General features: G+C 70.5%; 26 protein-coding genes and 3 pseudogenes. 9 read left to right on the top strand and 20 right to left on the bottom strand.

Annotated elements, in window-relative coordinates; translation table 11 throughout:
* Nucleotides 1–123: 123 nt before the first annotated feature.
* The 4 genes from KO717_RS31015 to KO717_RS31000 all read right to left on the bottom strand — a co-directional run bounded on the left by KO717_RS31015 (nt 124) and on the right by KO717_RS31000 (nt 3,580).
* Complete coding sequence (locus KO717_RS31015; RefSeq protein ID WP_301372736.1) at nt 124–1,509, bottom strand: sensor histidine kinase; 1,386 nt, start codon at nt 1,507–1,509, stop codon at nt 124–126.
* The gene (locus KO717_RS31010) at nt 1,506–2,243 is read right to left on the bottom strand and encodes a response regulator transcription factor (protein WP_301372734.1); all 738 of its coding nucleotides are present in this window, start codon (nt 2,241–2,243) and stop codon (nt 1,506–1,508) included. The genes KO717_RS31015 and KO717_RS31010 overlap by 4 nt, the downstream gene beginning before the upstream one ends.
* A gap of 203 nt (nt 2,244–2,446) precedes the next feature.
* Complete coding sequence (locus KO717_RS31005; protein WP_301372732.1) at nt 2,447–2,674, bottom strand: hypothetical protein; 228 nt, start codon at nt 2,672–2,674, stop codon at nt 2,447–2,449.
* Between the two features lie 189 nt (nt 2,675–2,863).
* Nucleotides 2,864–3,580, bottom strand: coding sequence for a DUF3223 domain-containing protein (locus KO717_RS31000; protein ID WP_301372731.1), 717 nt, complete (start codon nt 3,578–3,580; stop codon nt 2,864–2,866).
* 997 nt (nt 3,581–4,577) lie between these two features.
* On the opposite strand from KO717_RS31000, the gene KO717_RS30995 reads away from it, so the two are divergent.
* Together KO717_RS30995 and KO717_RS30990 are read left to right on the top strand one after the other, a co-directional pair.
* Nucleotides 4,578–4,925, top strand: a complete 348-nt coding sequence (locus tag KO717_RS30995; protein WP_301372730.1) for a hypothetical protein — start codon at nt 4,578–4,580, stop codon at nt 4,923–4,925.
* A gap of 182 nt (nt 4,926–5,107) precedes the next feature.
* On the top strand, nt 5,108–5,539 hold the full coding sequence (locus KO717_RS30990; protein WP_301372728.1) for a VOC family protein: 432 nt from the start codon (nt 5,108–5,110) through the stop codon (nt 5,537–5,539).
* 19 nt (nt 5,540–5,558) lie between these two features.
* Here the strand turns inward: KO717_RS30990 and KO717_RS30985 are convergent.
* A pseudogene (locus KO717_RS30985) lies at nt 5,559–5,867 on the bottom strand (helix-turn-helix domain-containing protein); the annotation flags it as partial.
* Nucleotides 5,868–5,959: 92 nt separating this feature from the next.
* Here KO717_RS30985 and KO717_RS30980 point away from each other — a divergent pair.
* Nucleotides 5,960–6,394: a hypothetical protein gene (locus tag KO717_RS30980; RefSeq protein WP_301372727.1), complete on the top strand. Its 435-nt coding sequence runs from the start codon at nt 5,960–5,962 to the stop codon at nt 6,392–6,394.
* 122 nt (nt 6,395–6,516) lie between these two features.
* Here KO717_RS30980 and KO717_RS30975 read toward each other — a convergent pair.
* The 3 genes and pseudogenes from KO717_RS30975 to KO717_RS30965 all read right to left on the bottom strand — a co-directional run.
* Nucleotides 6,517–6,725: pseudogene (locus tag KO717_RS30975) on the bottom strand (IS5/IS1182 family transposase); the annotation flags it as partial.
* A gap of 90 nt (nt 6,726–6,815) precedes the next feature.
* Nucleotides 6,816–7,508 (bottom strand): SDR family NAD(P)-dependent oxidoreductase, encoded by a 693-nt coding sequence (locus KO717_RS30970; protein WP_301372725.1) that lies wholly within the window; start codon nt 7,506–7,508, stop codon nt 6,816–6,818.
* Nucleotides 7,509–7,660: 152 nt separating this feature from the next.
* Entirely contained in the window at nt 7,661–8,494 is an 834-nt protein-coding gene (locus KO717_RS30965; RefSeq protein ID WP_301372723.1) for a helix-turn-helix transcriptional regulator, read from the bottom strand.
* Nucleotides 8,495–8,640: 146 nt separating this feature from the next.
* Here KO717_RS30965 and KO717_RS30960 point away from each other — a divergent pair, with 146 nt between their 5' ends.
* The 4 genes from KO717_RS30960 (at nt 8,641) to KO717_RS30945 (ending at nt 11,938) form a co-directional block, all read left to right on the top strand.
* Nucleotides 8,641–8,964: a putative quinol monooxygenase gene (locus tag KO717_RS30960; RefSeq protein ID WP_301372722.1), complete on the top strand. Its 324-nt coding sequence runs from the start codon at nt 8,641–8,643 to the stop codon at nt 8,962–8,964.
* A 123-nt stretch (nt 8,965–9,087) separates the two neighbouring features.
* Nucleotides 9,088–10,278: a UDP-N-acetylglucosamine--N-acetylmuramyl-(pentapeptide) pyrophosphoryl-undecaprenol N-acetylglucosamine transferase gene (locus tag KO717_RS30955; protein WP_301372719.1), complete on the top strand. Its 1,191-nt coding sequence runs from the start codon at nt 9,088–9,090 to the stop codon at nt 10,276–10,278.
* Nucleotides 10,275–11,270 (top strand): SDR family NAD(P)-dependent oxidoreductase, encoded by a 996-nt coding sequence (locus tag KO717_RS30950; RefSeq protein ID WP_301372717.1) that lies wholly within the window; start codon nt 10,275–10,277, stop codon nt 11,268–11,270. The genes KO717_RS30955 and KO717_RS30950 overlap by 4 nt, the downstream gene beginning before the upstream one ends.
* A 125-nt stretch (nt 11,271–11,395) precedes the next feature.
* Nucleotides 11,396–11,938: a GNAT family N-acetyltransferase gene (locus KO717_RS30945; protein WP_301372715.1), complete on the top strand. Its 543-nt coding sequence runs from the start codon at nt 11,396–11,398 to the stop codon at nt 11,936–11,938.
* On the opposite strand, the gene KO717_RS30940 is transcribed toward KO717_RS30945, so the two are convergent.
* From KO717_RS30940 to KO717_RS30910, 7 genes are all read right to left on the bottom strand, one after another.
* Nucleotides 11,902–12,924, bottom strand: coding sequence for an LLM class flavin-dependent oxidoreductase (locus tag KO717_RS30940; protein WP_301372714.1), 1,023 nt, complete (start codon nt 12,922–12,924; stop codon nt 11,902–11,904). The two genes, KO717_RS30945 and KO717_RS30940, sit on opposite strands and share 37 nt — an antisense overlap.
* A 13-nt stretch (nt 12,925–12,937) precedes the next feature.
* On the bottom strand, nt 12,938–13,459 hold the full coding sequence (locus KO717_RS30935) for a hypothetical protein (protein WP_301372713.1): 522 nt from the start codon (nt 13,457–13,459) through the stop codon (nt 12,938–12,940).
* 1 nt (nt 13,460) lies between these two features.
* The gene (locus tag KO717_RS30930) at nt 13,461–14,324 is read right to left on the bottom strand and encodes an alpha/beta hydrolase fold domain-containing protein (RefSeq protein WP_301372712.1); all 864 of its coding nucleotides are present in this window, start codon (nt 14,322–14,324) and stop codon (nt 13,461–13,463) included.
* A 112-nt stretch (nt 14,325–14,436) separates the two neighbouring features.
* On the bottom strand, nt 14,437–15,864 hold the full coding sequence (locus KO717_RS30925) for an MFS transporter (protein WP_301372711.1): 1,428 nt from the start codon (nt 15,862–15,864) through the stop codon (nt 14,437–14,439).
* Nucleotides 15,865–15,934: 70 nt separating this feature from the next.
* A complete protein-coding gene (locus tag KO717_RS30920; RefSeq protein WP_301372709.1) occupies nt 15,935–16,906 on the bottom strand; it encodes a ParB/RepB/Spo0J family partition protein in 972 nt (323 codons plus the stop codon).
* Between the two features lie 200 nt (nt 16,907–17,106).
* Nucleotides 17,107–18,012, bottom strand: a complete 906-nt coding sequence (gene galU, locus KO717_RS30915) for a UTP--glucose-1-phosphate uridylyltransferase GalU (RefSeq protein ID WP_301372708.1) — start codon at nt 18,010–18,012, stop codon at nt 17,107–17,109.
* Between the two features lie 57 nt (nt 18,013–18,069).
* Entirely contained in the window at nt 18,070–18,627 is a 558-nt protein-coding gene (locus tag KO717_RS30910) for a TetR/AcrR family transcriptional regulator (RefSeq protein ID WP_301372707.1), read from the bottom strand.
* A gap of 360 nt (nt 18,628–18,987) precedes the next feature.
* Here KO717_RS30910 and KO717_RS30905 point away from each other — a divergent pair, with 360 nt between their 5' ends.
* Nucleotides 18,988–20,187, top strand: a complete 1,200-nt coding sequence (locus tag KO717_RS30905; RefSeq protein ID WP_301372706.1) for an IS701 family transposase — start codon at nt 18,988–18,990, stop codon at nt 20,185–20,187.
* 104 nt (nt 20,188–20,291) lie between these two features.
* On the opposite strand, the pseudogene KO717_RS30900 reads toward KO717_RS30905, so the two are convergent.
* From KO717_RS30900 to KO717_RS30890, 3 genes and pseudogenes are all read right to left on the bottom strand, one after another.
* Nucleotides 20,292–21,654 (bottom strand): annotated as a pseudogene (locus KO717_RS30900) (phosphomannomutase/phosphoglucomutase).
* Nucleotides 21,655–21,760: 106 nt separating this feature from the next.
* On the bottom strand, nt 21,761–22,717 hold the full coding sequence (locus KO717_RS30895) for an NAD-dependent epimerase/dehydratase family protein (RefSeq protein ID WP_301372705.1): 957 nt from the start codon (nt 22,715–22,717) through the stop codon (nt 21,761–21,763).
* Nucleotides 22,714–23,421, bottom strand: coding sequence for a ScbR family autoregulator-binding transcription factor (locus KO717_RS30890; protein ID WP_301372704.1), 708 nt, complete (start codon nt 23,419–23,421; stop codon nt 22,714–22,716). Before KO717_RS30890 ends, KO717_RS30895 begins: the two co-directional genes overlap by 4 nt.
* Nucleotides 23,422–23,526: 105 nt before the next feature.
* On the opposite strand from KO717_RS30890, the gene KO717_RS30885 reads away from it, so the two are divergent.
* Nucleotides 23,527–24,417, top strand: coding sequence for a ScbA/BarX family gamma-butyrolactone biosynthesis protein (locus KO717_RS30885; RefSeq protein ID WP_367401589.1), 891 nt, complete (start codon nt 23,527–23,529; stop codon nt 24,415–24,417).
* A gap of 143 nt (nt 24,418–24,560) precedes the next feature.
* On the opposite strand, the gene KO717_RS30880 is transcribed toward KO717_RS30885, so the two are convergent.
* Entirely contained in the window at nt 24,561–24,917 is a 357-nt protein-coding gene (locus tag KO717_RS30880) for a zinc ribbon domain-containing protein YjdM (RefSeq protein ID WP_301372703.1), read from the bottom strand.
* Nucleotides 24,910–25,614, bottom strand: coding sequence for a TetR/AcrR family transcriptional regulator (locus KO717_RS30875; protein WP_301372702.1), 705 nt, complete (start codon nt 25,612–25,614; stop codon nt 24,910–24,912). The genes KO717_RS30880 and KO717_RS30875 overlap by 8 nt, the downstream gene beginning before the upstream one ends.
* Between the last annotated feature and the right edge of the window lie 53 nt (nt 25,615–25,667).

Here is a 25,667-nt window from a genome sequence, read left to right as displayed (position 1 = left end):
GGACGAACATCCACCCAGCTCAGAGCCACTTTCCAGACCTCGTCCCAGGGACGTCCCGCGGCTCGGTGCGAGCGGGATTCCTCCTGCCCTCTGCAGGGCCGGTTTCGGCCCTGCAGAGGGCGGTCAGAACGCCAGCCGGAACAACGCGCCCCCGCCCGGGGCTTGCTCCGCCGTCAGCTCGGCGGAGTGCGCCCGTGCGATCTGCCGTGCCATGGCGAGGCCCAGTCCGGACCCCGGCAGGGCGCGGGCCGCCCCTGCCCGGTAGAACCGGTCGAAGATGTGCGGAAGGTCGTCCGTCGAGATGCCCGGACCGTGGTCACGGACCGTCAGCTCCGCTCCCCGGCCCGGGGCGCCCGCCACCAGCTCCACCTCGACGGGCAGCCCGTCCCGGCTGAACTTGGCAGCGTTGTCGAGCAGGTTCCCCAGCAGCCGGCTGAGTCGCGCGGGTACCCCCGGCACCACGACGGGCTCGGCCGGCACGCGTACGTGGAAGGGCACGGCCGGCCAGTGCGTCCGGGCCGCCTGTGCGCAGTGCTCCACCAGCGCACCCAGCCGGACCTGTTCCACCAGCGGCTGCGGCTCTTCGTCGCGCGCCAGCTCGATCAGGTCGTTGACGAGCCCCGTCACCTCCCGCAGCTGCCGCCCCAGCGCGGCCGAGGCGCGCTCGCGCTGGTCGGGGGTGAGCCGGTCGGCCCGGGCCAGCAGTTCGGCGTTGGTCCGCAGTGCCGTCAGCGGGGTACGCAGTTCGTGGGAGGCGTCCGCGACCAGCTGGCGCTGCGCGGCGACCGACTGTTCGAGCTCCCCCAGCATGGTGTTGAAGCTGGTGGCCAGCCGGGTGATCTCGTCCTCCCGTCCCGGTGGCGGCAGTTCGATCCGGTGCCGTGCGTCGCGGGTGGCGGCGATCCGCTCGGCGGTCGCGGTGAGCCGGGCGACCGGGGCGAGGCCGGTCCGTGAGACCCAGTAGCCGAGGAGGGCGGCCAGCAGGACGCCGGCGGCGGCCGTCAGGACCAGCCAGCGTGCGGCTTCCCCGATGCCGTCCTCGACCGTGTCGGCCCGCAGGGCGACCTGGAGCGCGCGGCCCTTGGCGTAGTCGGTGGTGAGCATCCGGGCGGGGTGTCCGGCGACCGTGATGTTCGTGTAGTAGGGGGACTTCGTGCCTACGGCGACCTTGCGTGCGGCGGGGGCGACGGGGAGCTGTCCCGGCGGGCGGGGGTCGTCGGCCGGATCGGCGGGAACGACCTCCGCGCAGGCGGGCGCCGCCAGGAACCGGCATTCCCCGGCCAGGGTGCCCGGCGCGGACCCCGGGTTGCGCTGGGCGGCAAGCCGCGCGGACTGGGTGAGGCTGAGGTCGAGCTGCTCGTAGAGTGCGGACCGGACCACCAGGAACGCCGCCGCGCACACCCCGACGGCCACGAGGGCCACGGCGGCGGTGACCGAAAGCGCCAGCCGGGTGCGCAGCGGGCCGCGCCTGCGCCAGACCCGGCCGAGCCGCCGGCGGCCGCCGCTCACGCCGCGTCCAGCCGGTAGCCGACCCCGTGGACGGTGTGCACCAGCCGGGGCTCGCCCGCGGCCTCCAGTTTCCGGCGCAGGTAGCCGACGTAGACGGCGAGGGAGTTGGAGTCCGGCCCGAAATCCCGCCCCCACACCAGTTCGAGGATCAGCTCGCGCGGGAGTACCTGGCCGGGGTGGCGCAGGAGCAGTTCGAGCAGGGCCGCTTCGGTCCGGCTGAATTCCAGCGGACGGCTCCCCCGGCGCCCGGTCCGGGTCGCGGGGTCCAGGACGAGGTCGGCGAAACCGAGCGGGGCGGCGGCGGTGCCGGCGGGTTCGGGTGCGGCCCGTCGCAGGAGCGCACGGACCCGGGCGACCAGCTCGTCCAGGGCGAAGGGTTTGACGAGGTAGTCGTCGGCGCCCGCGTCCAGTCCGTCGACGCGCTCGCTGACGGAGTCGAGAGCGGTCAGGACGAGGACAGGGGTACGGTCGCCCAGCGCCCGCAGCTGCCGGCAGACGGCGAGGCCGTCGAGTACGGGCATCATCACGTCGAGGACGACCGCGTCGGGCTCCCAGGCCGCGACCTGGGAGAGCGCCGCGAGGCCGTCCGGGGCGCCCCGGACCTCGTACCCCTCGACCGCGAGTCCGTCCTCGACGGCTGCCCTCACCTCGGGCTCGTCGTCGACGACGAGGATGCGCTGCCTGCCCGTACCGCCTGTACCGCCCGTGCTGCGTGTGCTGTCCGTGGAGCTCATGGGGCAAAGCCTGCCAAAGGCTTCTGAGAGGACCTCTTAGAACGTTATTAAGGTCGAGGTAGGAGGGGCCTCAGGATCCGGCGCTGCGGACCCCTGGCACCCCAGGGCTCCGGCTCCCCACGGTCCATGCCGGTCCAGGAAGATCCGCCCTGTGCTGCCTCCGGTGGCTCCCCGACTGGCTCCCCAGGTACCGCGGCTGCCCCTCAGCCGTCGGGGCGCTTCCACACCTCGGGGCCGCCGCCCTCCCAGGTGATCGGCCCGTCCTCGCTCAGGTCCACGTCCTCCAGGCCGGCGCGACGCAGGAACTCGGCAACGTCCCTCGGCGTGTGCGCGCGCCCGAGGTCCACGTCCACGCCGAGCGCATGGACGGTGACCTCCCGGCCGCCCTTCGGGGACACGGGATGCACGATGATTTCCGTCTGATCCGACACGCCCCCAGCCTGCCCCGCCAGCGCCGGTCCAGCACGCCGAGCGCGCTGTCCGGCCGATGGCACGTGCGGGGTTCCACACCAAGACGTGGTGCAGGCGATCCACACGCACGCGTTTCAGCAGGTCAAGCGGTCAAGGGGCTGTTGCGGCCCCTCCCTCGTCTCGCGAATGGGCCGCGGCCCGGGTAGCCCTCACTCGTCACGGATCTTCCTGCGGAGGATGGATCGGTTGGCATGCCTGGTAACGACGCGCAGCGTGGCGTGCTTGCGGTGGTACTCCTGCCAGTCTCTGACGAGCGCCGGGTTTTCAAGCTCGGCAACTGAGAAGCCGGCCGCATGGTCGGGAGCAATGACAAAAGCTTCCAGGCCGCCGTTTTCCTGGATGAAACTCTGAGCGAGTTCCTCGAACGCGGGCTGGCAATGATCCACGTCCGCTTGCTGTGGCGAGGAGACGCTGTCCCCCGTTACCTCGCACACCACCGGCCCATGCCTGAAAGCCTCGGTGACATGCGTGATGACCTGATCCTTGATCGCCCGCCGTAGACACCCGCGCACCTGCTGCGCGTGAGGCGTCGCCCTGAGGCACTCCTGCCACGAGATGTCTATCTCCGAGCCGTCGATCCGGACCAGAACCAACCCGCGGTTGTTCCACTCGGTCCGCACCACCACGAAGCCACCGACTCCCGCCCCCGCCTTCTCCTCGTAGTCCGGGTGGCGAGTGATCAAGTCCCGCAAAAACTCCTCGTCGCTCTCGGCGACTACCTCGCCATAGCGGTAGGGGTCCGGGCAGCCCGATCTCGGACCCCGCGTGCGCCGCGGACACGACTGAATCGGACAGGGGGGTGCTGGGTTTCCGCCGGCACCCCCTTGAAGGCCGACCGCTCGGTCCGAGACGGGCTGGTTGGACACCCGCCTCGCGCAGCTGGCGTCGCTCTGTGAGGTCGACGGCTAACGAACGTAGGAAAGCACCACCACGGCCACCACCAGGACACCGAGCCACAGCGGAACGCCGGTCTTCGTGAAACGCCCTCGGCTGTCCCTGGGCTGCGGTCGTCGCCGCCTCGCCATCGCCACCTCCTCGCCGGGCCCCCATCAGACCCTGGACACAGGGTGCTGAGGAGAGCCGCGCACCGGCAGGCGTACGGAGGTTGTTTCAGGAGCACCGCAGATGCACCACGCACCGTCTGACACACGTGTCGGGCCAGAAGGGGCGTGACATGCAGCGACTGCCTGCACTGCCGCTCATGGCTGCGGAAGACAAGGGCCGTCGCATGGGTAGACCTCTCCGAGCCCACGTCGGCTCTGGGGCTAGCTCACGAAGGAGGAGGGGGCGATCTATCCCTGGACATGCAAAAGGCCCGAGCCTAGAGGTGAAGCCGCACGGTCAGGGGTCAGCGGGACCAGGGGTTGAGAGGACGCCATCCGCCGGCTGAGGGTCCCGCCAGGAGGTGGTGCGGAGGCACCGCTCGGCCGATTCGCAGGTCTGGGCGGCTGACCGAGGATGCGCTCACCGGGCCACGGATTCATTACGGCTCTGGGAAGTTCGAGCAAGTTGTACCGGACCTTGCCCCGACCTTGACCGTATGCAGTGATCCGGCCCTCGCTCGCCCATCGGCGAATGATGCTCGAAGTCCTGCCCGTATAGAGGGCCACGAGGTCGGCGCTGACGAGGATCAACTCGGGTGACTGGTCCACTGCTCCCCCTTGCCGCTCAGCGCGAGAGCCCCGGACGACAGGTGAGCGTGTCTGCAATAGCCTTGTAGCAGGGAGTAATTCAACGGTGCTGCCGTTCGCGCGTCGACGCGAGAGCCGCCCGTAGCTTTCATGGGCCAGTGACCGCGGCCCACTCGTGTCCGGACCAGCTGTCGCTGACAGGCGTACGACATGACTCGTGGAGGTGCTGGCTGTGAAGTCCAACATGTGGGCATCGACTCTGATCGGATTGGCATTTCTTGCCTTGGTTGCCTTTACGGTGCGCCTGGCCGCAGACCATAAGGACATCGATCAGCTGTGGACCGTCGTCGGCCTCATCGTGGGTGTCGCAGTGGGAGCCATCCCATCCTTCTTCTTCGCAGGTCAGGCTGACGTGTCCGAGAAGAAGGCACAGGCTGCCGAAAAGAAGGCAGAGGAAGTCGAGAAGGGTGCTAGGGGGCTCGCTTTGGAGGTGTCTCCGGCCCGTGCCGACACCGTGAGGCAGCAGTATCCCGGAATGTTCGCAGTTGATTCTCGGGGCCAAGGGTTGCTCCGTAACTGATCTTTGGCAGCACGACAGTGGCTGGCCGGGATCGCATCCCACGTTCCCTTTGAGGAGGCACCGACCTCGGTTCGCCCCTGTGACCGCACGACACAGCAGGGGGTAGCAGGCGCCTCCTCCCGGCAACGTGCTGACCCCTCCCGACCTGGGGAGATGAGCAGGGCCCCTGTTATCGTGCGCCGATGTCAACGATCAAACAGTTCCAAGTGACCTTCGATTGCGCGGAGCCTGCGCCCCTCGCCGCCTTCTGGTGCGAGGTGCTGGGGTACGTCGTACCGACGGTCCCGGAGGGCTTTGCCACGTGGGAGGAGTACCACCGCTCGCTGCCGCCCGAGGATGAGATCTACTTCGCGTGCACCGACCCCTCGGGCGTGGGCCCGCGCTTGCTCTTCCAGCGAGTTCCCGAAGGCAAGGTCGTCAAGAACCGGGTGCATCTCGATGTGCGGGCCGGCGCCGGGCTCGTGGGTGAGGAGCGCCTGGCCACCCTTGAGGCCGAATGCGCACGGTTGGTGGCGCTCGGCGGGAAACACGTGCTGACGCAGCGGGCCGATGGCGTCAACGAGTCGTGCATCACGATGCAGGACATCGAGGGCAACGAGTTCTGCCTCGCCTGATTCTCCTCCGAGACTGCGAGGTGGGTACCAGCGTCCCGTCCACGATCAGCACCGCGTCCTTGGCGAAGCGCCTGCGTGGGGGCCGGCGCGAGCCTGGGGCCGAGGTGGTCGATGACGCGATCGGCGGTGGACTTGGACACTCCGAAGAGCGGCGCGAGTTGACGCAGGGTCATGTTGGTGTGCGCCAGTACGCGGCCACCGATGGCACCCGGTCCTCCAGGGACAGCTTCCACGGCCGACCACGGCCCGGCGCGTCGCCGCCCTCGCGGCGCAGCTGCCTCATCAACTTGCCGAAGGCACGCGGGCTCAGTCCTGCGAACGGGGCTATCCAGACACCTCAGGGTCCTGACTGGTCAAGCCGCACGCACGGTCATAGCCGCTTGTAGCCTGTCGATCTGTTCGAACGGCAGGAGGGCGCGGGTGGACGTCGAGGGAACACATGCGGGAATCCAGCTCCCTGAGGGGCCCTGGTGGGACTGGGACGTCGTTGCCTGGGACGGCGGACAGCTCAGGCTCGCCGCCAACTACGACCTGTCGTACTACCACAGCCTGGAACTGGTCTTCGGCGATCCGCTGCTCGTCAACTGCCCGTCGGTGTTCTACGATCCGACCTTCCGCGCACCGACGGCGGACGAGCTCCTCAGGGTCACTCGTCAGCTCGGCGAGAGGCCGCCCGTCGTGGTCGCCTTCGAGGCCGATGCGGGAGGGCAAGAGCCGGTCTCGTGCCTGATCGCCGCAGAGCGACTCGACATCGTCCAGGAAACCGTCCTGCGCTACTGGCGTGAGGATGCAGTACCCGGTCAGCGCTTCGCTCCCTGGGTCCGGTCCTCGGACCAGCGGGCGGTCTCGGGTTAGGCGGCCGCAGCGCTCACCTGGTCGGCTGGGAAGGCAAGGGCCTCGTCATATCTCTGGTCCTGCTGGAGGCAGCGGGCGCGGGCGCGGTGGGGAGGCGCTGAGCTGCGGCTATCCGCTGTGGGCCGCCGGATCGGCTCTTGGACCCAGCGGTAGCGGCTGCGTGCCTGCCAGATCATCATGCGAAGTGTGACGAGGGTAGCGGCGAGGTAGAGGCAGAGGTCCACGACCTGCCGTTTCTCTCGGTGCAGCGCCGAAGCTTGCCGTAGCCGTTCATCCACGAATGCGTGCGCTCGACGGGCCAGCGCCTGCTGGCCTGGATCGGGGCGGGCACGGCCGACCTTCGTGATCACTGAGCACAGAGATCACGAGCATGAGGTACGCGCAGGGAGGTGGGTCGACCGACCCTGAGCTCAGGGCAGGTTCACCACGGGAGGTTCCCGGATCGGTCGGTGAACTGTCCCGTCGGCCCGTCCGGGCCGATCGTCGCGAGGGTCACGATGGACTCTGCGCCGTCGGCGACGCTGTGTCCGAGGCCGCCGGTGAAGTCGGTCGCGGTCTGCCCGGGGTCTGCGGCGTTGACCTTCACGTCCTTCAGTTCCTTGGCGTACTGCGTCGTGAGCATCGTGACCGCGGTCTTCGAGGCGCAGTAGAGGGGCAGGGCATACTGCGACTCGATCCGCGCCGGGTCCTGGGTCATGCTGAAGGAGCCCATCCCGCTGGACACGTTGACGATGACGGGGTTCGGCGATTTGCGCAGCAGCGGGAGGAAGGCGTGCGTGACGCGCACGATCCCGACGACGTTCACGTCGAGCACGGCACTCACGTCGGCCGCGGTGTACTCCTCGACGGGGCCGACCTTGCCCAGGACGCCGGCGTTGTTGACCAGGACGTCGATCGCTCCCTCATGCGCGGCGACATCCGCGGCCGCGGCCTGGACCGAGGCGTCGTCGGTCACGTCGATCTGAACGAACCGGGCGCCGAGCGACTCGGCCGCGGCCCGACCGCGCTCACGGTGGCGGGCACCGAGGATGACGGTGTGCCCCGCCTCGACGAGGCGACGAGCGGTTTCAAAACCGAGGGACTTGTTGGCCCCGGTGATGAATGTGGTGGTCATGCTGGCTCCTCGTGGTCAGAACAGCACGGTCGTGCGCTGTTCACGCACTCCATGCTGGGTCCCCGGGAGGGTCGGCGGGAGCTACAGGACTTCCTGGTACCGCGCGTACCACCCAGCAGCCTGGTCCACCGGACAAGGCAGAACGCGGGCCTTCACCCCTGAGGAGACATGCTCTGAACCCCAATGGCCGCAAGGAATTCGAGTTTGCTGCGGGCGTCGGTGCCTGGCTGCGGCGTGTACACCACGAGGCGGAGGTTCGTGTCCTGGGTGTTGAGGATGTCGGAGTTCATGGCGATGTCTCCGACATCCGGGTGCTGGACGAGTTTGTGCGCACTCTGGTGGCCGCCCACCGCTCGGCGGCTCCACAACTCGCAGAACCGTGGGCTGAGGTTCAGCCGCGATACCAACGCCGCGAGGTTGGGATCGTCGGGGTACCGGCTCGTCGTCGCGCGGAGGTCGGCGACGAGGGACTCCTCGAACGCCACCCGCTCGGCCGCCGTCTGCAGGACCCGGGGCAGCTCACCCAGGAACTGCCAGACCAGGACGTTGCGGTCTCCCACACCGCGGACCGTGGGATCGCCGAACGTGGCCGCGAACAGCGGATTCCAGTGCAGCAACTGCCAGGTGGCGTCGTAGACCGCCAACGGGTTGCCGGCGAGCTGGTCCACGATCCGGTACAGGCTTCCTGGGATCATTCGTGGAACCCGACTCGGATCCGCTGCATGACCGGCCATGCGCAAAAGGTGAGCGTGCTCGTCGTCGGACAGGTGCAGGGCGCGAGCCAGGGCCGAGCAGACCTGCGCCGAGGGTGTCGCCACCCGTCCCTGCTCCAGCCGGACCACGTACTCGACCGAGATGCCGGCCAGCGTCGCCAGCTCCGCGCGTCGCAGACCGGGGACCCGGCGGGGTGAGCCGTGTGCGAAGCCCACCGTCGCGGGGTCCAGCCGGTCCCGCCACGCCCGCAGCGCGGCACCGAGTTGATCCATGCACACGATCCTCCCGCACACCTCGCCCCGCTGGGTGGTACGCGCGGTACCACGAAGTCCCGTATCTCCCGCCGACGCTCCCCGGGGCTCAGTGTCGAGTCGTGAACGGCGCACAACGATGCTGTTCGGAGTCAGGAGGAGCAAGCGTGACCACCACGTCGAACCACTACGTCACCGTGCTGTGGGAAGCCCGGGCCAAATCCGGGAAGGAAGCCGCGATGAAGGCGTTCATGACAGCCGCCGTCACCGCATCGCGCTACGACGCGGGCAACATCGACTACGAGGCTCACCAGGTCGAGGGACAACCGGGGGCGTTCGTCATCTTCGAGCGCTGGGAGAGCCGCGAGGCACTCGAAGGCCACCTGCAGGCACCCCGCATGCAGGACCTGGTGCCCAAGCTGCTGGAACTGATGGACGGCAGCGTCGAGGACGGGATCCGCTTCCTGGAGCCGTTCCGCCCGGCACGGTAGGCCGACCCGGAGCACGGCGGTCGTCATCGTCGTCCTCCGACGCTGAGCGGTTTCGAGCAGCACCCGATGCCTGTTGCCGGTCGTTCTTAGAACGTTCTTAGGGCGCACCGGGAGTGTGCGCACATGACCACCACCACACACCGCACATCAGCGGCACTCTCCGTCGTGATCGGTGCGGGCGGCACCGGCGGGCACATCTATCCCGGTCTCGCCCTCGCGGAGGCGCTGCGCGGCGCCGTGCCCGGAGCCGTGGTCTCGTTCATCGGGACCGAGCGGGGCCTGGAGACCGAGCTGATCCCCGGCGCCGGCTACCGTCTGCACACCGTCGACATGATCCCCTTCGATCCCGCGCTGGGCGCGAAGCGGTACCTGCTGCCCGCGGCGCTGCTGCGCTCGGCGCACCAGGCGCGTGCGGTGATCCGGGCGCAGGGTGCCCACGTCGTCGTGGGCATGGGCGGATATCCGAGCGCTCCCGCCGTGCTCGGCGCCCGGCTGGCGGGGCTGCCGGCCGTGATCCACGAGTCGAATGCGGTGCCCGGACGGGCCAACCAGTTCGCGGCCCGGCTCACCCCGCACGTCGCGGTGGCCTTCGACCGCAGCCGGGGCCACCTCTCGGGCGGTGACCGGGCGCTGACCACCGGGATGCCGATCTCGGCGGCCCTGTCCGGCCTCGCGGAGCTGCCCGGACCGGACCGGGCGGCGCTGCGCGCCGAGGCCCGGCGCGCGCTCGGGGTCCCCGCGGGGCGCCGGCTGGTCGTCTTCAACGGCGGCAGCCTGGGCGCGGTCCGCCTCACGCGGGCGGCGGCCGCGCTCGCCGACCTCTGGCAGTACCGGGACGACGTACAGCTGCTGGTCAAGACCGGTCCGGACGCGCTGGCGGACACGGTGGCCGAGCTGGTGTCGTCCGGAGGGCAGCGGATCGCCCGGGCCGTGCCGTACCTGGACCGGATGGACCTCGTCTACGCGGCCGCCGACCTGGTGGTGTGCCGTGCGGGCTCGGCGACCGTCGCCGAGCTGGCGGCGACCGGGGTCCCGTCGGTCCTGGTGCCCTACCCGTACGCGCCCGGCGACCACCAGACCCACAACGCGCGGGTGCTGTCGGACGCGGGCGCGGGGCTGCTGCTGCCCGACGCCGAGGCCACCGCCGAACGTCTCGCCGGCCTCATCGGGCCGCTGCTGGCCGACCCGGCGCGGCTGTCGTCGATGGCCGGCGCCGCCGACCCCGGCCCGCACGCGCGGGCCGCCGAACTGCTGGCCGCGGAAGTCCTGCGCGTCGCCGGCGTCGTCCCCACCCCTCACCTGGAGCGCATATGAACAGCTGGACCGACCGCACCGTCCTCGTCACCGGCGCGGAGGGCTTCATCGGCTCGACGCTGGTGGACCTGCTGGTGGCGCGGGGTGCGCGGGTGCGCGCCTTCGTCCACTACAAGCCGTACGCCGAGAAGGGCCACCTGGCGCGTTACCTCGCCGACCCGGACGGTCCGGTGGAGATGTGGGCGGGCGATGTCCGTGACGCGGGCCGGGTCAGCGACGCGGTGGCCGGCTGCGACACCGTCTTCCACCTGGCGGCGCTGATCGGGATCCCGTACAGCTACGCCTCGCCGGGCGCGTACGTGCAGACGAACGTCACGGGCACGCAGAACGTGGCGGAGGCCTGTCGGCGGCACGGCGTACGGCGTCTGGTGCACACCTCGACCAGTGAGGTCTACGGGACGGCGCTGACCGCCCCGATCTCCGAGAGCCATCCGCTGCAGCCGCAGTCCCCGTACTCCGCGTCGAAGATCGGCGCGGACATGATGGCGCTCTCCTTCCACCACGCCTTCGAGCTCCCGGTGACGGTGGTGCGCCCGTTCAACACGTTCGGGCCGCGCCAGTCGGCGCGCGCGGTCATCCCGACGATCCTGGCGCAGCTGCACGCGGGGTCCCGGGAGATCCGCCTCGGCTCGCTCACGCCGACCCGGGACTTCACGTACGTGACGGACACGGCGGAGGGGTTCCTGGCGGTGGCGGAGTGCGACCGGGCGCTGGGTGAGGTGGTCAACCTCGGCACCGGTGAGGAGATCTCGGTCGGCGCCCTGGCCGAGGCCCTGATCGTGGCTTCCGGCCGGGACGCGGAGGTGGTGGTGGACCCGACCCGGCTGCGCCCGTCGGGCAGCGAGGTCCAGCGCCTGCTGTCGGACAATGCCCGGGCCCGTGACTGGGCCGGCTGGCGGCCCCGGGTCGGCCTGGAGGAGGGCCTGCGCCGCACCTCGGACTGGATCGCGGCGAACCCTTCCCTCTTCGCCCCGGACCGGTACGCGGTCTAGCCGGCTCGGGGCGCCGCCGGCCCGGGGCGCCGCCGGCCCGGGCGCCGGGCGGATAAGCCGGTGAACCGATGACCGGTCGCCGGATATCTTGGTTCGTCCCGCACCGACCACGGAGGTCCTCCCGCATGAGCAGCACGACGCCGTCCTTTCCCGACCGGATGGAGCTGACGGGCGAGGGCCTGGTCCTGCGCGACTGGACGGCGGCGGACCTGGCGTCGATGCCCGGGCTCTTCGACCACCCCGACATCGCGTACTGGACGCCGATCGTCTCCCCCTTCGACGACGAGGCCGCCCGCAACCGTCTGAACCGGGCGCGGGAGCTGCGCAAGGAGGGTACGGCCCTCCTGCTGGCCATCACCGTCGACGGCGGCGCCCCGCTCGGCGAGGTGATGCTCAAGCGCGCGCCCGAGGGCACGGAGCTCGGATACGCGCTCGGTCCGGCGCACCGGGGCCAGGGGCTGGCCGCCCGCGCGGTGCGGGTCATGGCCGCGTACGCCTTCGAGCAGCTGGGCGTGGACCGGGTGATCCTGGAGCTGGAGGCCGAGAACGCCTCCAGCGTCGGCGTGGCCACCCGGGCCGGTTTCCGCCTCCTCGACGTGCCGTTGATCACGGGCGAGGAGAAGGGCCGGGCCTACGCGCTCCAGACCTGGGGCCTCGACCGCTCCTGACCCCTGAGAGCCGGTCCGGAGGCTCCCACCGGGGCAGCTGCGGATCGCGGATCGGGGCCCGGGAGGGCGAAGGCCTCGGCGAGCAGCTCGTACGAGCGTCGGCGGTCGGCCGGGTCGCAGGTCAGGGTGTTGACGATCAGCTCGTCCACGCCGTGGCTCCCGGCGAGGGCCGTCAGTGCCGCGGACACCTGTTCCGGCGCCCCGGAGACGAGGGCCGTGCGGTGCACCTTGGCCCGTTCCAGTTCCGCGCCCGTCCAGCGGTGGCGGCGCGTGGTCCCGTACGACGGCAGCGGGCCGTCCTGTCCGAGGTCCTTGCGGGCGTGCCACAGCAGCAGGCTCTGGGCCAGTTCCTCGGCGCGGCCGGCGCTGTCGGCCGTCACCACGCGTACCGCGAGCGCGCCGCCCGGCCGCTCGCCCGTGGAGGTGCGGAACCGGTCGCGGTAGTCCTCGAAGGCCTCCTGGCCGCCCGTCGGGGAGAAGAAGTGCCCGAACGCGAACTCCGTACCCAGCAGCCCGGCCAGCCGCGCCGACTCGCGTCCCGCGCCCAGGAGCCACACCTGCGGCGGGACCGGTGCGTGCGGGACGACTCCGCCCTCGCCCAGCAGTGCGTGCAGCTGCGCCAGCCGCTGCGGGAAGTCGCGGGCGGGGCCGCCGGCCCGGCCGATGCCGAGGTCGACCCGTCCCGGGTGGAGGGAGGCCAGGACGCCGAACACCTCGGCCACCTTCGCCGGGTCGTAGCGGGGCAGCAGCACCCCGCCGGTCCCGATCCTCATCCGCGAGGTGTGGGCGAGGAGGGTGCCGGCAAGGATCTCCGGCGCGCTGCTCGCGAAGCCGGGCGAGTCGTGGTGTTCGGCGACCCAGTAGCGGGTGTAGCCGAGGCCCTCGGCGGCGCGGGCGAGATCCACGGAGGCGCGCAGCGCCTGGTCCGGGGTGTGGTCCTCGCCGACCGGCGTCTGGTCGAGTACGGACAGTCTCAGCTTCGTCATGACGGGCCGCCTTTCAGTGCTGGTGGACGGGGAGACCGGTGGCGCCCGCCATGGTCGCGGGCACGATCCTGAAGTCCCGTTCGAAGACCAGGTTGTGGAGGTCCGCGGCGGCGATCGCGCGCAGGGTGGGCAGTTCGGCGGCGGCCTGTGCGTCGTCGAAGACGTTCAGCGGCCATTCGGAGACCGTCGCGCCCCGCAGGTGCGGGTGGTGGAAGGAGGCTCCGTAGTGCGCGTACAGCGTCACGGGCGGGATGTCGGCGGCCGACTGCTCGTCCCACCACAGGGTCCAGGCGTGGAAGAGGCTGCGGTCGTCGGCCCGTTGGACGCCGCTGGCGTCGATCACGCCCTGTCCGAGGAGCAGTTCGTCGTTGAGTTCGCCGAGCGCCTGGCGGGCGTACGGGTCCAGCAGGCGCGCGGCGGTACGGAAGTGCTCCTCCTTGTCGGGGCGGGAGACGGAGCCGCCGTGGATGCCGTCGCGCAGATCGGCGAAGTGGCGCAGCAGGGCGTCGAGGTTGGGAACGTCGGAGGTGGTCATGTCAGCTCCTGGGAGGGGAAGAGGGTGCGGTTTCCAAGTCGTTCGGTGAGGTGAGCCGGCGCAGGGCCAGCCCGAGCCAGCCGCGCATCGACGCCGTCGGGTGCCCGCCCGGGCTGCGGCCGGGCTGCAGGAACGCTCCGTGACCCGTCTGCCGGAACTCCCGCAGGGCGACCTCCACCCCGGCCGCCCGCAGCAGGCGCCCGTAGTGGTGCACGTCGTCGCTGACGGGGTCGAGGTCGCCGGTGGCCATCACGGCCGGTGCGAGTCCGCGCAGGTCGGCGGTTTCGAAGGGGGTGCTGTGGAGCCGGGTGCCGTCCGCGGCGACCGGCCGGCCCGGGTGCCGGTAGTCCTGCCAGGCCGCCCTCAGGTAGGAGGCCGTGGGGAACAGGTCCGGGAAGCGGTGGTACGAGGCCGCCGCGCAGGCGGGGTCCAGCGGCGGGTACGCCAGCACCTGCGCGGCCAGCGGGACCCCGCGGTCGCGGCAGACGAGGGCGGCCGAGGCGGCGAGGGTGCCGCCGGCGCTGTCCCCGCCGACGGCCAGGACGGGCACGGCTCCGGCGGGCCCGTCCTGCTGTTCCCCGGCCCAGGTCAGGGTGGACAGGATGTCCTCGACCATGGCCGGGTGGCGTACGTCGGGGGCCAGCCGGTAGTCGACGCTCACCACACCGAAGCCGGAGTGGCGGGCGAGTTCGGCGGTGGCGCCGTGCCAGTCCTGGGCGGATCCGGCACGCCAGCTGCCCCCGTGGGCCCACACCAGCCAGCCCTGCGGCGAAGCGGTACCGGGCCGGTAGACCCGGGCGGGAAGGTGCCCGGCCGGGGTGGGCACGGAGACCTGCTCCCAGCTGACGACGGTGGGTGTGGCCATCGGGGTTCCTTTCCATCGGTAGCCGGCGCTCGCGCCGGGCCCGGGGCCAACGTTCGCGGCCGGGGCAGGGCTGTCACAAGGCGGAGTTGCCTTAGTGGAGGCGCGCACTTCGTCAGCTGGGCTGCTTGGTGCGGAGGAAGAGGACGGTGGTGAGGGTGCCGACGAGGACGATCGCGGTGTTCACGATGACCGCGGTCGTGATGCCGGCGTGGATGTCGGTGTTGGCTGCGGCGATCGCGGACATGATCGGCGTGCCCATCGTGATACCGACCTGCTGGGTCATGGTCGCCAGCCCCGTCGCCATACCCTGCTCGTGATCCGGCAGACCCGTCGTCGCCGTCACCATGAACCCGACGATCACCAGCATGTTCCCCACACCACCCGCGAACGTCGCGATCAGCAGCAGCCACATGCTCGACGACGTCTCACCCAACGCGATCAGACTCAACGTCGCGACCGCCTGCAGCACACCACCGATGATCAACGTCGCCCGGGTGCTCGTCGCTCCGATCACCCGCGGCGCGATCGAACCACCGATCACCGTGCCGATACCCAGCACACCGAAGGACAGACCGGCCGTCAGCGGCGAGAAATCCAACACTTCCTGCAGATACAGCGTCATCAGGAAGACCAGACTCGTCTCCGTCAGGAACGCGATCAGACCCGCAATATTGCCCCACGCCACCGTCTTCTTCTTCAGCACCGACACCGGAACGAGAGGGGCGGCACTCTTCGACTCGATCGCATAGAACACCACCAGCAGCACCACACCCGCCGCCAGCCACGCCAGCGCACTGCCCGAACCCCAGCCGTGCTCACCGGCCTGCGTCAGCCCATAGATCAGCGCAAGCAGACCCAGGGTGACGGCCGTCGCGCCCGGCAGGTCCAGCCGCGGACGCACCGACGGACGCGACTCCTTGATCACCGCAGGAGCGATGAACAACACCGCCAAAGCCACCGGCACATTGATGAAGAACGCCCACCGCCACGACAGCAGATCCGTCAGGACACCGCCCAGGATCGCGCCCGTCGTGAATCCCGCCGACATCAACGCACCGTTGAGACCAAGCGCCTTCTGACGCAACGGCCCCTCCGGGAACGACGTCGTCAGCAGCGACAGACCCGCCGGCGTCACAGCCGCCGTCGCAAGACCCTGGAACACCCGCGCCACCAGCAGCATCTCCGGACTGTTCGCCAGACCACCCGCCAGCGACGACAGACCCAGCACCGCAAGCCCCACCAGGAACAGCCGACGCCGGCCGAACAAGTCAGCCACCCGACCGAACAACAGGGTGAAACCAGCAGCACACAACGCGAACGACGTCGCGATCCACTGCAGATTCGACAACGAGAAACCGAGCCCGTCACCGATCACCGGCAACGCCACATTCAGAATCGAGAAATCAACCGCCAGCATGAACTGCGCCACCAGCAGCACCACCAGCACCAACCGCAGACGCCCATCCAGCCGAACGGGCCCCTCGGCTCCTCCCCCCTCCCCTGAACCCGCGTCAACACGCGCTCCCTCGACAACCGACATCGCCATACATCCTTTCGATCACAACTGAGGCCTTCGGACGCGAAGGCCGGTACTCGCCGGGGAAGCCGGCTCAGGCAGGGGTGTGCGCCGAGGCGCGGCGCCGGAGTTCTTCGGACAGTTCCTGCCAGTCCCGTGCGCACTGGGCGGCCGCGGCGGCCGCCGTCTCCACGCGGTACGGGGGTATTGCGGCGACGATCCGCTCCCACTGGCGCAGTCCGCTCACCTGGAGGTCGAGCATGCGGAGCAGGAGCCTGCCCGCATCGCTCAGCCTGAGCAGGGGGTCCTTGCACAGGCTGGTGACCAGTACGGGCAGTGGCTGCCCCCGGACCCGGGCGGGGACCGGAGGCGGTGCGGGGGCCGGGGTGTTGCCGGAGCGCCGCTGGGCGGCCGGTACGGGGTCCGCGCCCGCTCCGATCCGGCGCCGTACGTCTCGTACGGTCGAGGGCGCGATGCCCGCCTCCCGCGCGATCTGCCGCAGCGACGCGGTGGGACGGCCGGCCAGCAGCCGGGCCGCGGCCTCCCGGCCGCGGACCGGGTCGGCCGGCCGGACGCGGCCGTCCTGGCCGACTCGGCCCGGTGGGGCGGGCCCCGGAGTCTCGCGGCGTCGTAGTGCCCCGACGGTCTTGCCCGCCAGTCCGGTCCGCCGCGCGATGCCGCGGTCGGACCAGTCCGGGTGGGACCGCAGGATCCGTAGCGCCGCGGCGGTCCGTTCCGCGTGGGTCAGCGGGAGCCCGTGACTGATGTTGGCCTCGACCGAGAGCACGAACGCGTCCTCGGCGCTGCCGTCGAAGTACGTCACTCCCACCGTGTCCTGCCCGCGCAGTACGGCGGCCCGCAACCGGTGCGTGCCGTCGATGATCCGCATGGTGGGGCGGTGCACGAGCAGCGGCGGCAGCGTCCGGCCGGATTGCGCGAGGGCCTGTGCATGGCTCTCGTCCACGTGGACGGTGCGGGGGGAATCCGCGGCGAGCAGTGCGCCGACCGGTACCTCGGACGCGGCGTCGGGGGTTGCCGTCGCGTGCCGCGGGTTCGGCTTGTCCATGGAGTTCACCTCCTTCTCTGCACTCGGTGCTTCGGGCGCCGCTCCGATCGACGGAGCGGCCACGGGGAAGAAATTACGTAATTACCGTTCGGTAATCAATCGGGAGGGCGAACCCCGTTGAGATCTGGGCAAGTTGGCGAGGGAGCAGCAGGTGGGGTGGGCGACCGGGGAACTTCCGCGGTCGCCCACCGAGCGGCCGCTCAGACCCCCACGAGCTCTTCCGACCGTACGAACTCCCTTAGCCAGGCCAGGAATTCGGGGCCGAGGTCCGCGCGCTCGCAAGCGAGCCTGACCGTCGCGCGCAGGTACTCGGCGCGGTCCCCGGTGTCGTAGCGCCGGCCGGAGAAGACGACGCCGTGCACAGGTCGTCCGGCCTGGACCAGCGTGCGTAGGGCGTCCGTGAGCTGGATCTCGCCGCCGCGTCCGGGGGTGGTGTTCCGCAGGACCTCGAAGATCTCGGGGTCGAGGAGGTAGCGGCCGATGATGGCCAGGTTGCTGGGCGCGGTACCGGGCTCCGGCTTCTCCACCAGCTCGGTGATGCGTACGCCGTCACCGCCCGCCGACCGCTCCACCGCGGCGCATCCGTACTGGTGGATGGCCTGCGGGTCCACCTCCATGAGGGCCACGACACTGCCGCCGAGCCGTTCCCGCACCTCGGCCATACGGGAGAGCAGGGGGTCGCGGGGGTCGATCAGGTCGTCGGCCAGGAGGACGGCGAAGGGCTCCCGGCCGACGTGGGGCGCGGCACACAGGACGGCGTGCCCGAGGCCCTTGGGGTCCCGCTGGCGCACGTAGTGGATGTCGGCGAGTTCGGTGGAGGCGCAGACACTCCTGAGTTTGTCCTGATCACCCCGGCGCTGGAGGGCCTCCTCCAACTCGTAGTTGCGGTCGAAGTGGTCCTCCAGCGGCCGCTTGTTGCGTCCGGTGACCATGAGGATGTCCGACATCCCCGCCGCAACGGCCTCTTCCACCACGTACTGGATGGCCGGCTTGTCGACCACCGGAAGCATTTCCTTCGGAGTGGCCTTGGTCAGCGGGAGGAATCGCGTGCCGAGTCCCGCGGCGGGGATCACTGCTTTGGTTATCCGGTGAGGTGTGGAATTCATGCCACCGACGCTAGAGCGCACCGCGCTCCACCGGCTTGAATTACCTTTCTTTTCTTCCTACTTGGGCATTTCCAGGTCTGTAGGGGCTGCGATGCCCCGGCGGATGAGCCGCCACAGCTCCCTGAGCTCACCGGTCACCGCGCCCGGAAGTTCGCCCCGGCCCCGGCGTACCCGTGTGACGGCACCACCCACCAGGTGCGCCGTGAGCAGGGTGACCGGGCACGGGTCGACCTCGGGGTCCAGCTGACCCTGCTCGGCGGCCTGTTCGAGCAGCTCCTTGATGTCGGGGAGCCAGCAGCCGCACCAGTCGGGTCCGGCACCGGCCCGTTCCTGGGTCAGCCGCGCCGCGGCGCGCACGGCCGCGTCCGTCTCGATCAGCCCGCCGAGAGCGAGCACGAGCGCGGACACGGTGTCCAGCGCCGGACCGCCACGGGCCGTCACCCCCTCGACCACCCTGCGGGTGGCCGCACGTCCCGAATCCTCGACGGCCGAAGCCAACTCCCCTTTCGCCGCGAAGTGAAAGGTGAGCGCTCCGATGGAAATCCCGGCGGAGCGGCTCAGCCGGGAAAGCGAGGTCCCGTCGTACCCGTTGCGGTCGAATTCAGCGGCAGCCACCGAGATCAGATGATTACGGGTACGTACGCCGCGCTCTTGCTTCACCACTGCACTATCACTGCCATCCAGGTCGTTCCTCACTCGCCATCGCGCCCCGCAGCACCGCGCGGAGATGGCCGCCTCCAGCGTCGCCCCGGCACCGACCGCCGACAACGCCGACTTGACGAAGAAGCGCCCATGCCCCGCCCTCCCGGAGGACGGCCCGGCACGGCTGCGGCACGGGCGCCACAGGCCTCCGGATCCAACGTGCCGAAGTCGTGGGCGGGGCGCCATAGGTTCGCTAGAAAAAAAACGAACGTTCTGTATTCTATGGCTACTACCGACGGCGCACGCCGACGTCCGCAGTGGAGGGGGAGACAGATGACGACACGGACGAGGACCAGAGCCCTGACTGCCGGTGACACCGCCCTGGCCGACTTCACGGAACGCCTCTTCGGTCACTTACCGAGAGCCGACCAGCGGCGCTGGGCCCGGGTCTACCTGCAGGGACTGCTCACCACCCCGGGGAAGAAGTCCGTACGCAGGCTGGCGGCGTCCGTCACCGAGTCGCCCACCGCCTCCCAGTCCCTGCAGCAGTTCATCAACGCGAGTCCCTGGGACTGGAATCCGGCCCGCACCGAACTGCTCCGGTGGGTGGAGGAACGACACCCCGTGCGGGCCTGGACGATCGGGCAGGTGTGCTTCCCCAAGCGCGGTGAGCACTCGGTCGGCGTGCACCGCCGCTTCGACCCCGTCGCCGGACGCATCGTCAACTGCCAGTTGGGTTTCTGCCTCTTCCTGTCCCTGGACGGCATGAGCGTGCCCGTCGACTGGCGGCTGGCACTTCCCGAGGCCTGGGTGGCGGATCCCGTCCTGCGCCGCCGGGCACGCATCTCTCCCGAGGCCGTCCACCAGGCCCCGGAGGCACTCGTACTGGAGCTCGTCGACTCGATCGCCGCGCGTACCTCGTCGGCACATCCCCCCGTGGTCGCCGACCTGAGCCGCCTCGGCGGCGCCGCGGGCGCGCTGATCGGCGTGCTCGGCCGCCGCGGGTACGACTTCCTGGTGTCCGTACCGCCCACCCTCACGGTCCGCGCCGCCGCCCTGACGCACGGCGTCGATCCCGCGCGCACGCCCGGGCGCGGCAGGACCACAGCGGGAGACTTCGCCCGGCTGGGCAACACCAGCCACCCGTACACCGCGCCGCTCGCCGGCCCCGGCGCGCGTCCGCGGTGGCAGCGCATCCACTCGGCGCTGGTCCGGGTGCCGGAGGGGGAACCGGCGGGGCGGGGGACGCAGCAGATCTACCGGCTGTTCGGCGAACGGCCGCCGGGGCGGCGGGGCGGCGGGGCCGTCTGGCTCACCAATATGAACCGCCACCGGATGGACGACCTGCTGCACCTGGTGCGGCGGTCGGCCGGGTCCACCGCGGTGCTCGGCGCACTGGCCGACGAGTTCGGACTCCTCGACTTCGAGGGGCGGTCCTTTCCGGGCTGGCACCATCACATGACGTTGATGTCGGCGGCGTACGGGTACGCGTATGCCTGTGCGGTGCGGGAGCGCGGACGGCAGTCCGCCTGAGGGCGGGTTCGGGCGGAACCCGGCTCCGCCGGGCACCGGGCTCCGCCCGGACCTGCGCCTCAAACGCCGGCGGGGCTGGGTTGGGCGGAGCCCTGCCGGATGGGTCAGGCGCGGATGAGGGTCAGGGCCTCGTCGCGGATCCTGGCCAGGGTGGCCTCGTCACGGGCCTCGACGTTCAGCCGCAGCAACGGCTCGGTGTTCGAGGCACGGACGTTGAACCACCAGTCCTCACCCGTCACCGTCAAACCGTCCAACTCATCCAGCGAGACACCCTCACGACCGGCGAAAGCCTCCCTCACCGCCACCAGACGCGCCGCCTGATCACCGACCGTCGAGTTGATCTCCCCCGAACCCGCATACCGGTCATAGGAAGCCACCAACTCCGACAACGGACCCCCCTGACCACCCAGCGCCGCCAGCACATGCAACGCCGCCAGCATCCCCGTGTCCGCGTTCCAGAAATCCTTGAAGTAGTAGTGCGCCGAGTGCTCACCACCGAAAATCGCACCCGTCTTCGCCATCTCCTCCTTGATGAAGGAATGACCCACCCGCGTACGAACCGGCGTGCCACCGTTCTCCCGCACGACCTCCGGCACCGACCAGGAGTGATCAGTTGTGGATCACCGTGCCCGAACCGCCGTTACGCGCCAGCTCACGCGCCGCGACCAGCGCCGTCACCGCCGACGGGGACACACCCACACCCCGCTCGTCCACGATGAAGCAGCGGTCCGCATCACCGTCGAACGCGATCCCCAGATCCGCACCCTCCGCCAGCACCCGCGCCTGAAGATCCACGATGTTCTTCGGATCCAGCGGATTCGCCTCGTGGTTCGGGAACGTCCCGTCCAGCTCGAAATACATCGGCACCACATCCAGCGGCAGCCCTCGAACACCGTCGGGACGGTGTGACCGCCCATGCCGTTGCCCGCGTCCACCACCACCTTCAGCGGACGGATCGACGCCAGGTCCACCAGACCCTTCAGATGCGCCGCATAACCCGGCAGGGAGTCCAGCTCCCTGACCGTGCCGAACCGTGCCCTCCACGACCTCCGGGGCACCCTCGTCCGACCACTTCTCCACCAGAGCCCGGATCTGCGACAGACCCGTGTCCTGACCCACCGGAGCCGCACCCGCACGACACAGCTTGATCCCGTTGTACCGGGCCGGATTGTGCGACGCCGTGAACATCGCACCCGGCAGACCCAGCGAACCCGACGCGTAATACAACTGATCCGTCGAACACAGACCGATCAACGTCACATCCACCCCACGCGCCGCCGCACCCCGCGCAAAAGCCGCCGACAGACCCGGCGACGACGGACGCATGTCATGACCGATCACGATCGCACCCGCCCCCACGACCTCCACGAACGCGGCACCGAACAACCCGGCCAGGGACTCGTCCCACTCGTCCGGCACGACGCCACGCACGTCATACGCCTTGACGATGTTCGAAAGGTCGGACATTTCCACTCCTTCAGGGGGTGACCGGCTGTGCTCCGGACGCTACCCGCCGCCCTGCCCGACACAGCCCGCCCACGCCCCATCCCGCTGAGGCTTTGGCAGATCGCCGTCACCCCGGGGCGACCCCGCCTCTCTCCCGGTACCACCGGGCCGCCTGCCCGATCCGGCTCAGCGGGCCGGGTCCAGGTGCGATCCCGGCACGTTCCCAGGCCGTGTCGGCGCGGTACCAGTGGTCACCGGCCAGCAGCGTGAACTGACGCTCGCTCACCCATCCGGGGGTCGCGGCCAGGGCGTCCAGGCATCTGCGCCACGACCAGTCGGCGTCTGGCCGCGCCGGCAGCACGCGGTGCTCGGAGAGGGCCTCCATGAGGTCCCGGTTGCGCACCGGCTCGGGGTGGTGGGCGTGCAGGACACCCGTGGCGTCGGCCGCCGCGCCGCCACCGAGCGTGAACGCCACGATGAGCCGTGCCAGGTCGTCGACGTCCACGAAGGAGGCGAGTCCCGCCCCTCCGGCCCACCCCGCCGGTACCCGCCGGAAGGCGTCGACGAGCGCCGGTACGGCCCACCGGTCGCCCCTCCCCAGCACGAGCCCCGCGCGCAGGACCAGTCCCCCCGCATCGAGCACCGGCCCCTCCCCCGCCAGCCGGCTGCCGCTGGCCGCCGATACCGGAGCCGGCGTCAACCCGCCCACGTCCTCCCCCCGATGAGGCCCCGGACCGTAGACCGCGCAGGTGGACAGGTGGACGATCCGCCCCACTCCGGCCCGCCGGGCCTCGGCCACCAGGGCCGCGGTCCCGGCGGAGTTGACCGCGTTGCAGCGGTCGGCGTCCGGTCCGACGTAGGAGGCCAGGGACAGCAGGACGTCCGCGCCGTCGCACACCCCGCGCAGGGACGGTCCGTCCGCCAGGTCCGCGCCCACCCAGCTCGCTCCGGACAAGTCCGCGGGGGCCTGGGTACGGGACACCGCGCGCACGGTGGCCTGCTGGTCCCGCTCGGCCAGCCGGCGCAGCACGGCCGACCCCACGAAGCCCGTCGCGCCGGTCACGACGACACGAGGGGCACTCACGCCCGCTTCCCCGATGCCGACTTCGACCTCGGCTTCGCCTCCGCCTCCGGCTCCGGCTTGGGCTCCGGCTTGGGCTCGCTCGGCGGCAGCGTCAGGCGCAGCCCGCCCCGGATGTCGTCCGCGGCCACCGCGGGCAGCAGGTAGCGCCACAGGGAGGCGATCCGCTGCGGCAGGTCGGCCCGGCCGGTCGACGCCTGGGAGAAGAGCTGCGCCCCGGTGAAGGAGCTGACCAGTACCCAGGCCAGTTCGTGGTCGTCGACGTCCGGCTGGAGTTCGCCCTTGGCCCGGGCGAAGCGCAGCTGCTGGCGGAACTCCAGCACCCAGGCCTGGTAGGCGACGTCGTCGCGCAGGCCGAACTCGCCTTGTTCCACGGCCAGTCGGACGCCGGCGCGGAGCACCGGATTGTGCTGGAGCTGCTCGGCGAGGTAGAGCGTGATGTCCACCAGGTGCTGCAGGCCGTCCTCCCCGGCGGGGAACTCCAGGCCGTCACCCTGGCCGACCATGACGGCGTAGGCGAGCTCCTCCTTCGAGCTGAAGTGGAAGTACATGCCGCCCTGCGTGACGTCCGCCCGCTTCATGATCTTGCTGATGCTGGCTCCGCTGAAGCCGAACTCGTCGAAGACCTCGGCCGCGGCGCGCAGGATGGCGGCTTTGGTCTGAACTGCCCTGAGTTGAGGGGCGCGTTGCTGCTTTCGCTCTGACATGAGCACCTAACTAATCTCGACAAAAAAAACGAACATCCTTTATTTTAGGACCAGCGCCGAACAAGCACCAGCTCATGTCCGACGTCCAGGGGGGCTCAACCATGACTGTGTCAACCGATCACTCCGCCTCACCCGTCGCCGCGCTCAGCAGACGAATACGTCGTCACCGCCCAATGGCCCCGTGCCCACAGCTTCTACACACCGGACGGGGGTCACCACGACCCCCTCCTCCTTGCCGAGTCGGTCCGCCAGGCCATCCCGCTTCTCAGCCATGTCGCTTACGACGTGCCCTTCGGTCACCGCCAGATCTGGGACACGTTCAGCTACTCGACCGACCCCGATGCCCTTGCCGTCGGTTCGACTCCCGCCGATATTTCGCTGCACATCCGCTGCTCCGGCATCTCGCGCCGCGGCCGCAGACTCGCGGGTCTCACCATGCACGTGACCGCGACCCGCGACGGACAGTTCCTCGGCACCGCCGAGGCCGGATTCACCAACCAGCCCGAGGCCGTCTACCAGCGCCTGCGCGGCCGGAACGGGGACCTCGCCGAGGTGGCCGCCCGCACCATCCCGCTTCCGCCACCGCTGACTCCGCGCCGCGTGGGCCGCGACCGCTTCCACGACGTGGTCCTCTCCCCCACCAGCTCCACGCGGCGCGCCCAGCTCCGGGCCGATGTCAACCACCCGATCCTCTTCGACCACCCCGTCGACCACGCCCCGGGCATGCTGCTCCTGGAAGCCGTACGCCAGGCCGCGTACCGTTCCGCGTTCCCCCGGCGGGGAGTCCTGACCGATATGGAGATCAGTTTCTTCCGCTATGCGGAGCTGACCTCGGCCTGCTGGATCGAGACGCTCCCGAACACCGGGGAGACGACCGCGCCCGACCGTCATCCCGTACGCGTCGTCGCCCGCCAGAACGGCGAGGTCGTCTTCGCCGCCACGGCGACCATCGCCACCGCGACAGCCGTCCCCCTCCGCCTGTACGCCGCGCACTGACCGGCCCGCCCCGCCGGATCGGCTCCACCCCTGCGGAAGAACGACGAAGGCGCCTGATCGGGACCATGCCCGACAGGCGCCTTCGTGTTCCGCCGGCATCCGCCGACAGACGGCCGGATCCGGTCCGGTCCGGTCCGGTCCGGTCAGACCTTCCTGACCACGCTGGACTTCAGCTGCATCGCGCCGAACCCCTCGACCTTGCAGTCGATGTCATGGCCGTCGACGCCGTCCACCAGCCGGATGTTGCGCACCTTCGTGCCCGCCTTGATGCCGGACGGGCTGCCCTTGACCTTCAGGCCCTTGACCACCGTCACGGTGTCCCCGTCGGCCAGCACATTGCCGACCGCGTCCTTGACCACCCGCTCCTCGGGGACGCCGCCGGACTCACCCGGGGCGAGCGGCCACTCGTGCCCGCACTCGGGGCAGACCAGGAGCGCTCCCATCTCGTAGGTGTACGCGCCCGCGCATTCGGGGCAGGGAGGCAGGGAGTTCTCAGTCACCCCGACAGTATATTTCAGGGTCATCGCCGCAGGTCGGCGCCCGATCCAGGGCCCGCAGCCCCTGCAGGAGCAGGGCCAGCCCGAAATCGAAGTGCGCCGCGAAGTCTCCACTGACGAGCGTGGGCAGCACGGCGGCGAGCTGCGGATACCGTTCGGGCTCGGCCGCCCGGCGCAGGCGCTCGGAATCCGCCGCCCCGTCGCCCTCCGGCAGCCGGAGCGCGGCCTGCTCCTCCAGCGTGTGGCCGATGGTGAAGTGGGCCACCGCCATGAGCGTGCACGCGGCGTCCTCCTCGCCGAAGCCGGCCGCGCGCAGCACCCCGACGACCGCTTCGGCGAAGCCGAGGGTGTGGGGCCCGGTCGCATGCGTGCCTGCGTAGACGCGAGCGCCGTCGCGGCGGGCGAGCAGTGCCGTGCGCATGGCCCGGGCGAGGGCGGCCAGCCGCTCGCTCCAGTCGCCGTCGGTCCTGGTCGCCGCGAGACCGTCCAGCATGCGTTCCGCCATCGCGGTCAGCAGGTCGTCCTTGGTGGCGAAGTACCGGTACAGCGCGCCGGCCTGGACGTCCATCGCATCGGCCAGGCGGCGCATCGTCAGCGCGTCGAGGCCGACTTCGTCCAGGAGTTCCAGGGCCGTGTCGACCGTCCGGTCGCGGTCGAGGCGGGCCGGGCGGCCCCGGGCCGGGATTGACGGGGAGCTCATGGGCCTCACTATAGTGAACATCGTTCACGTGAACACCGTTCACTAATTGTGGG

The sequence above is a fragment of the Streptomyces xanthophaeus genome (assembly GCF_030440515.1).
Taxonomy (GTDB): domain Bacteria; phylum Actinomycetota; class Actinomycetes; order Streptomycetales; family Streptomycetaceae; genus Streptomyces; species Streptomyces kutzneri.
This window is presented reverse-complemented; position numbering and strand designations above follow the sequence as displayed.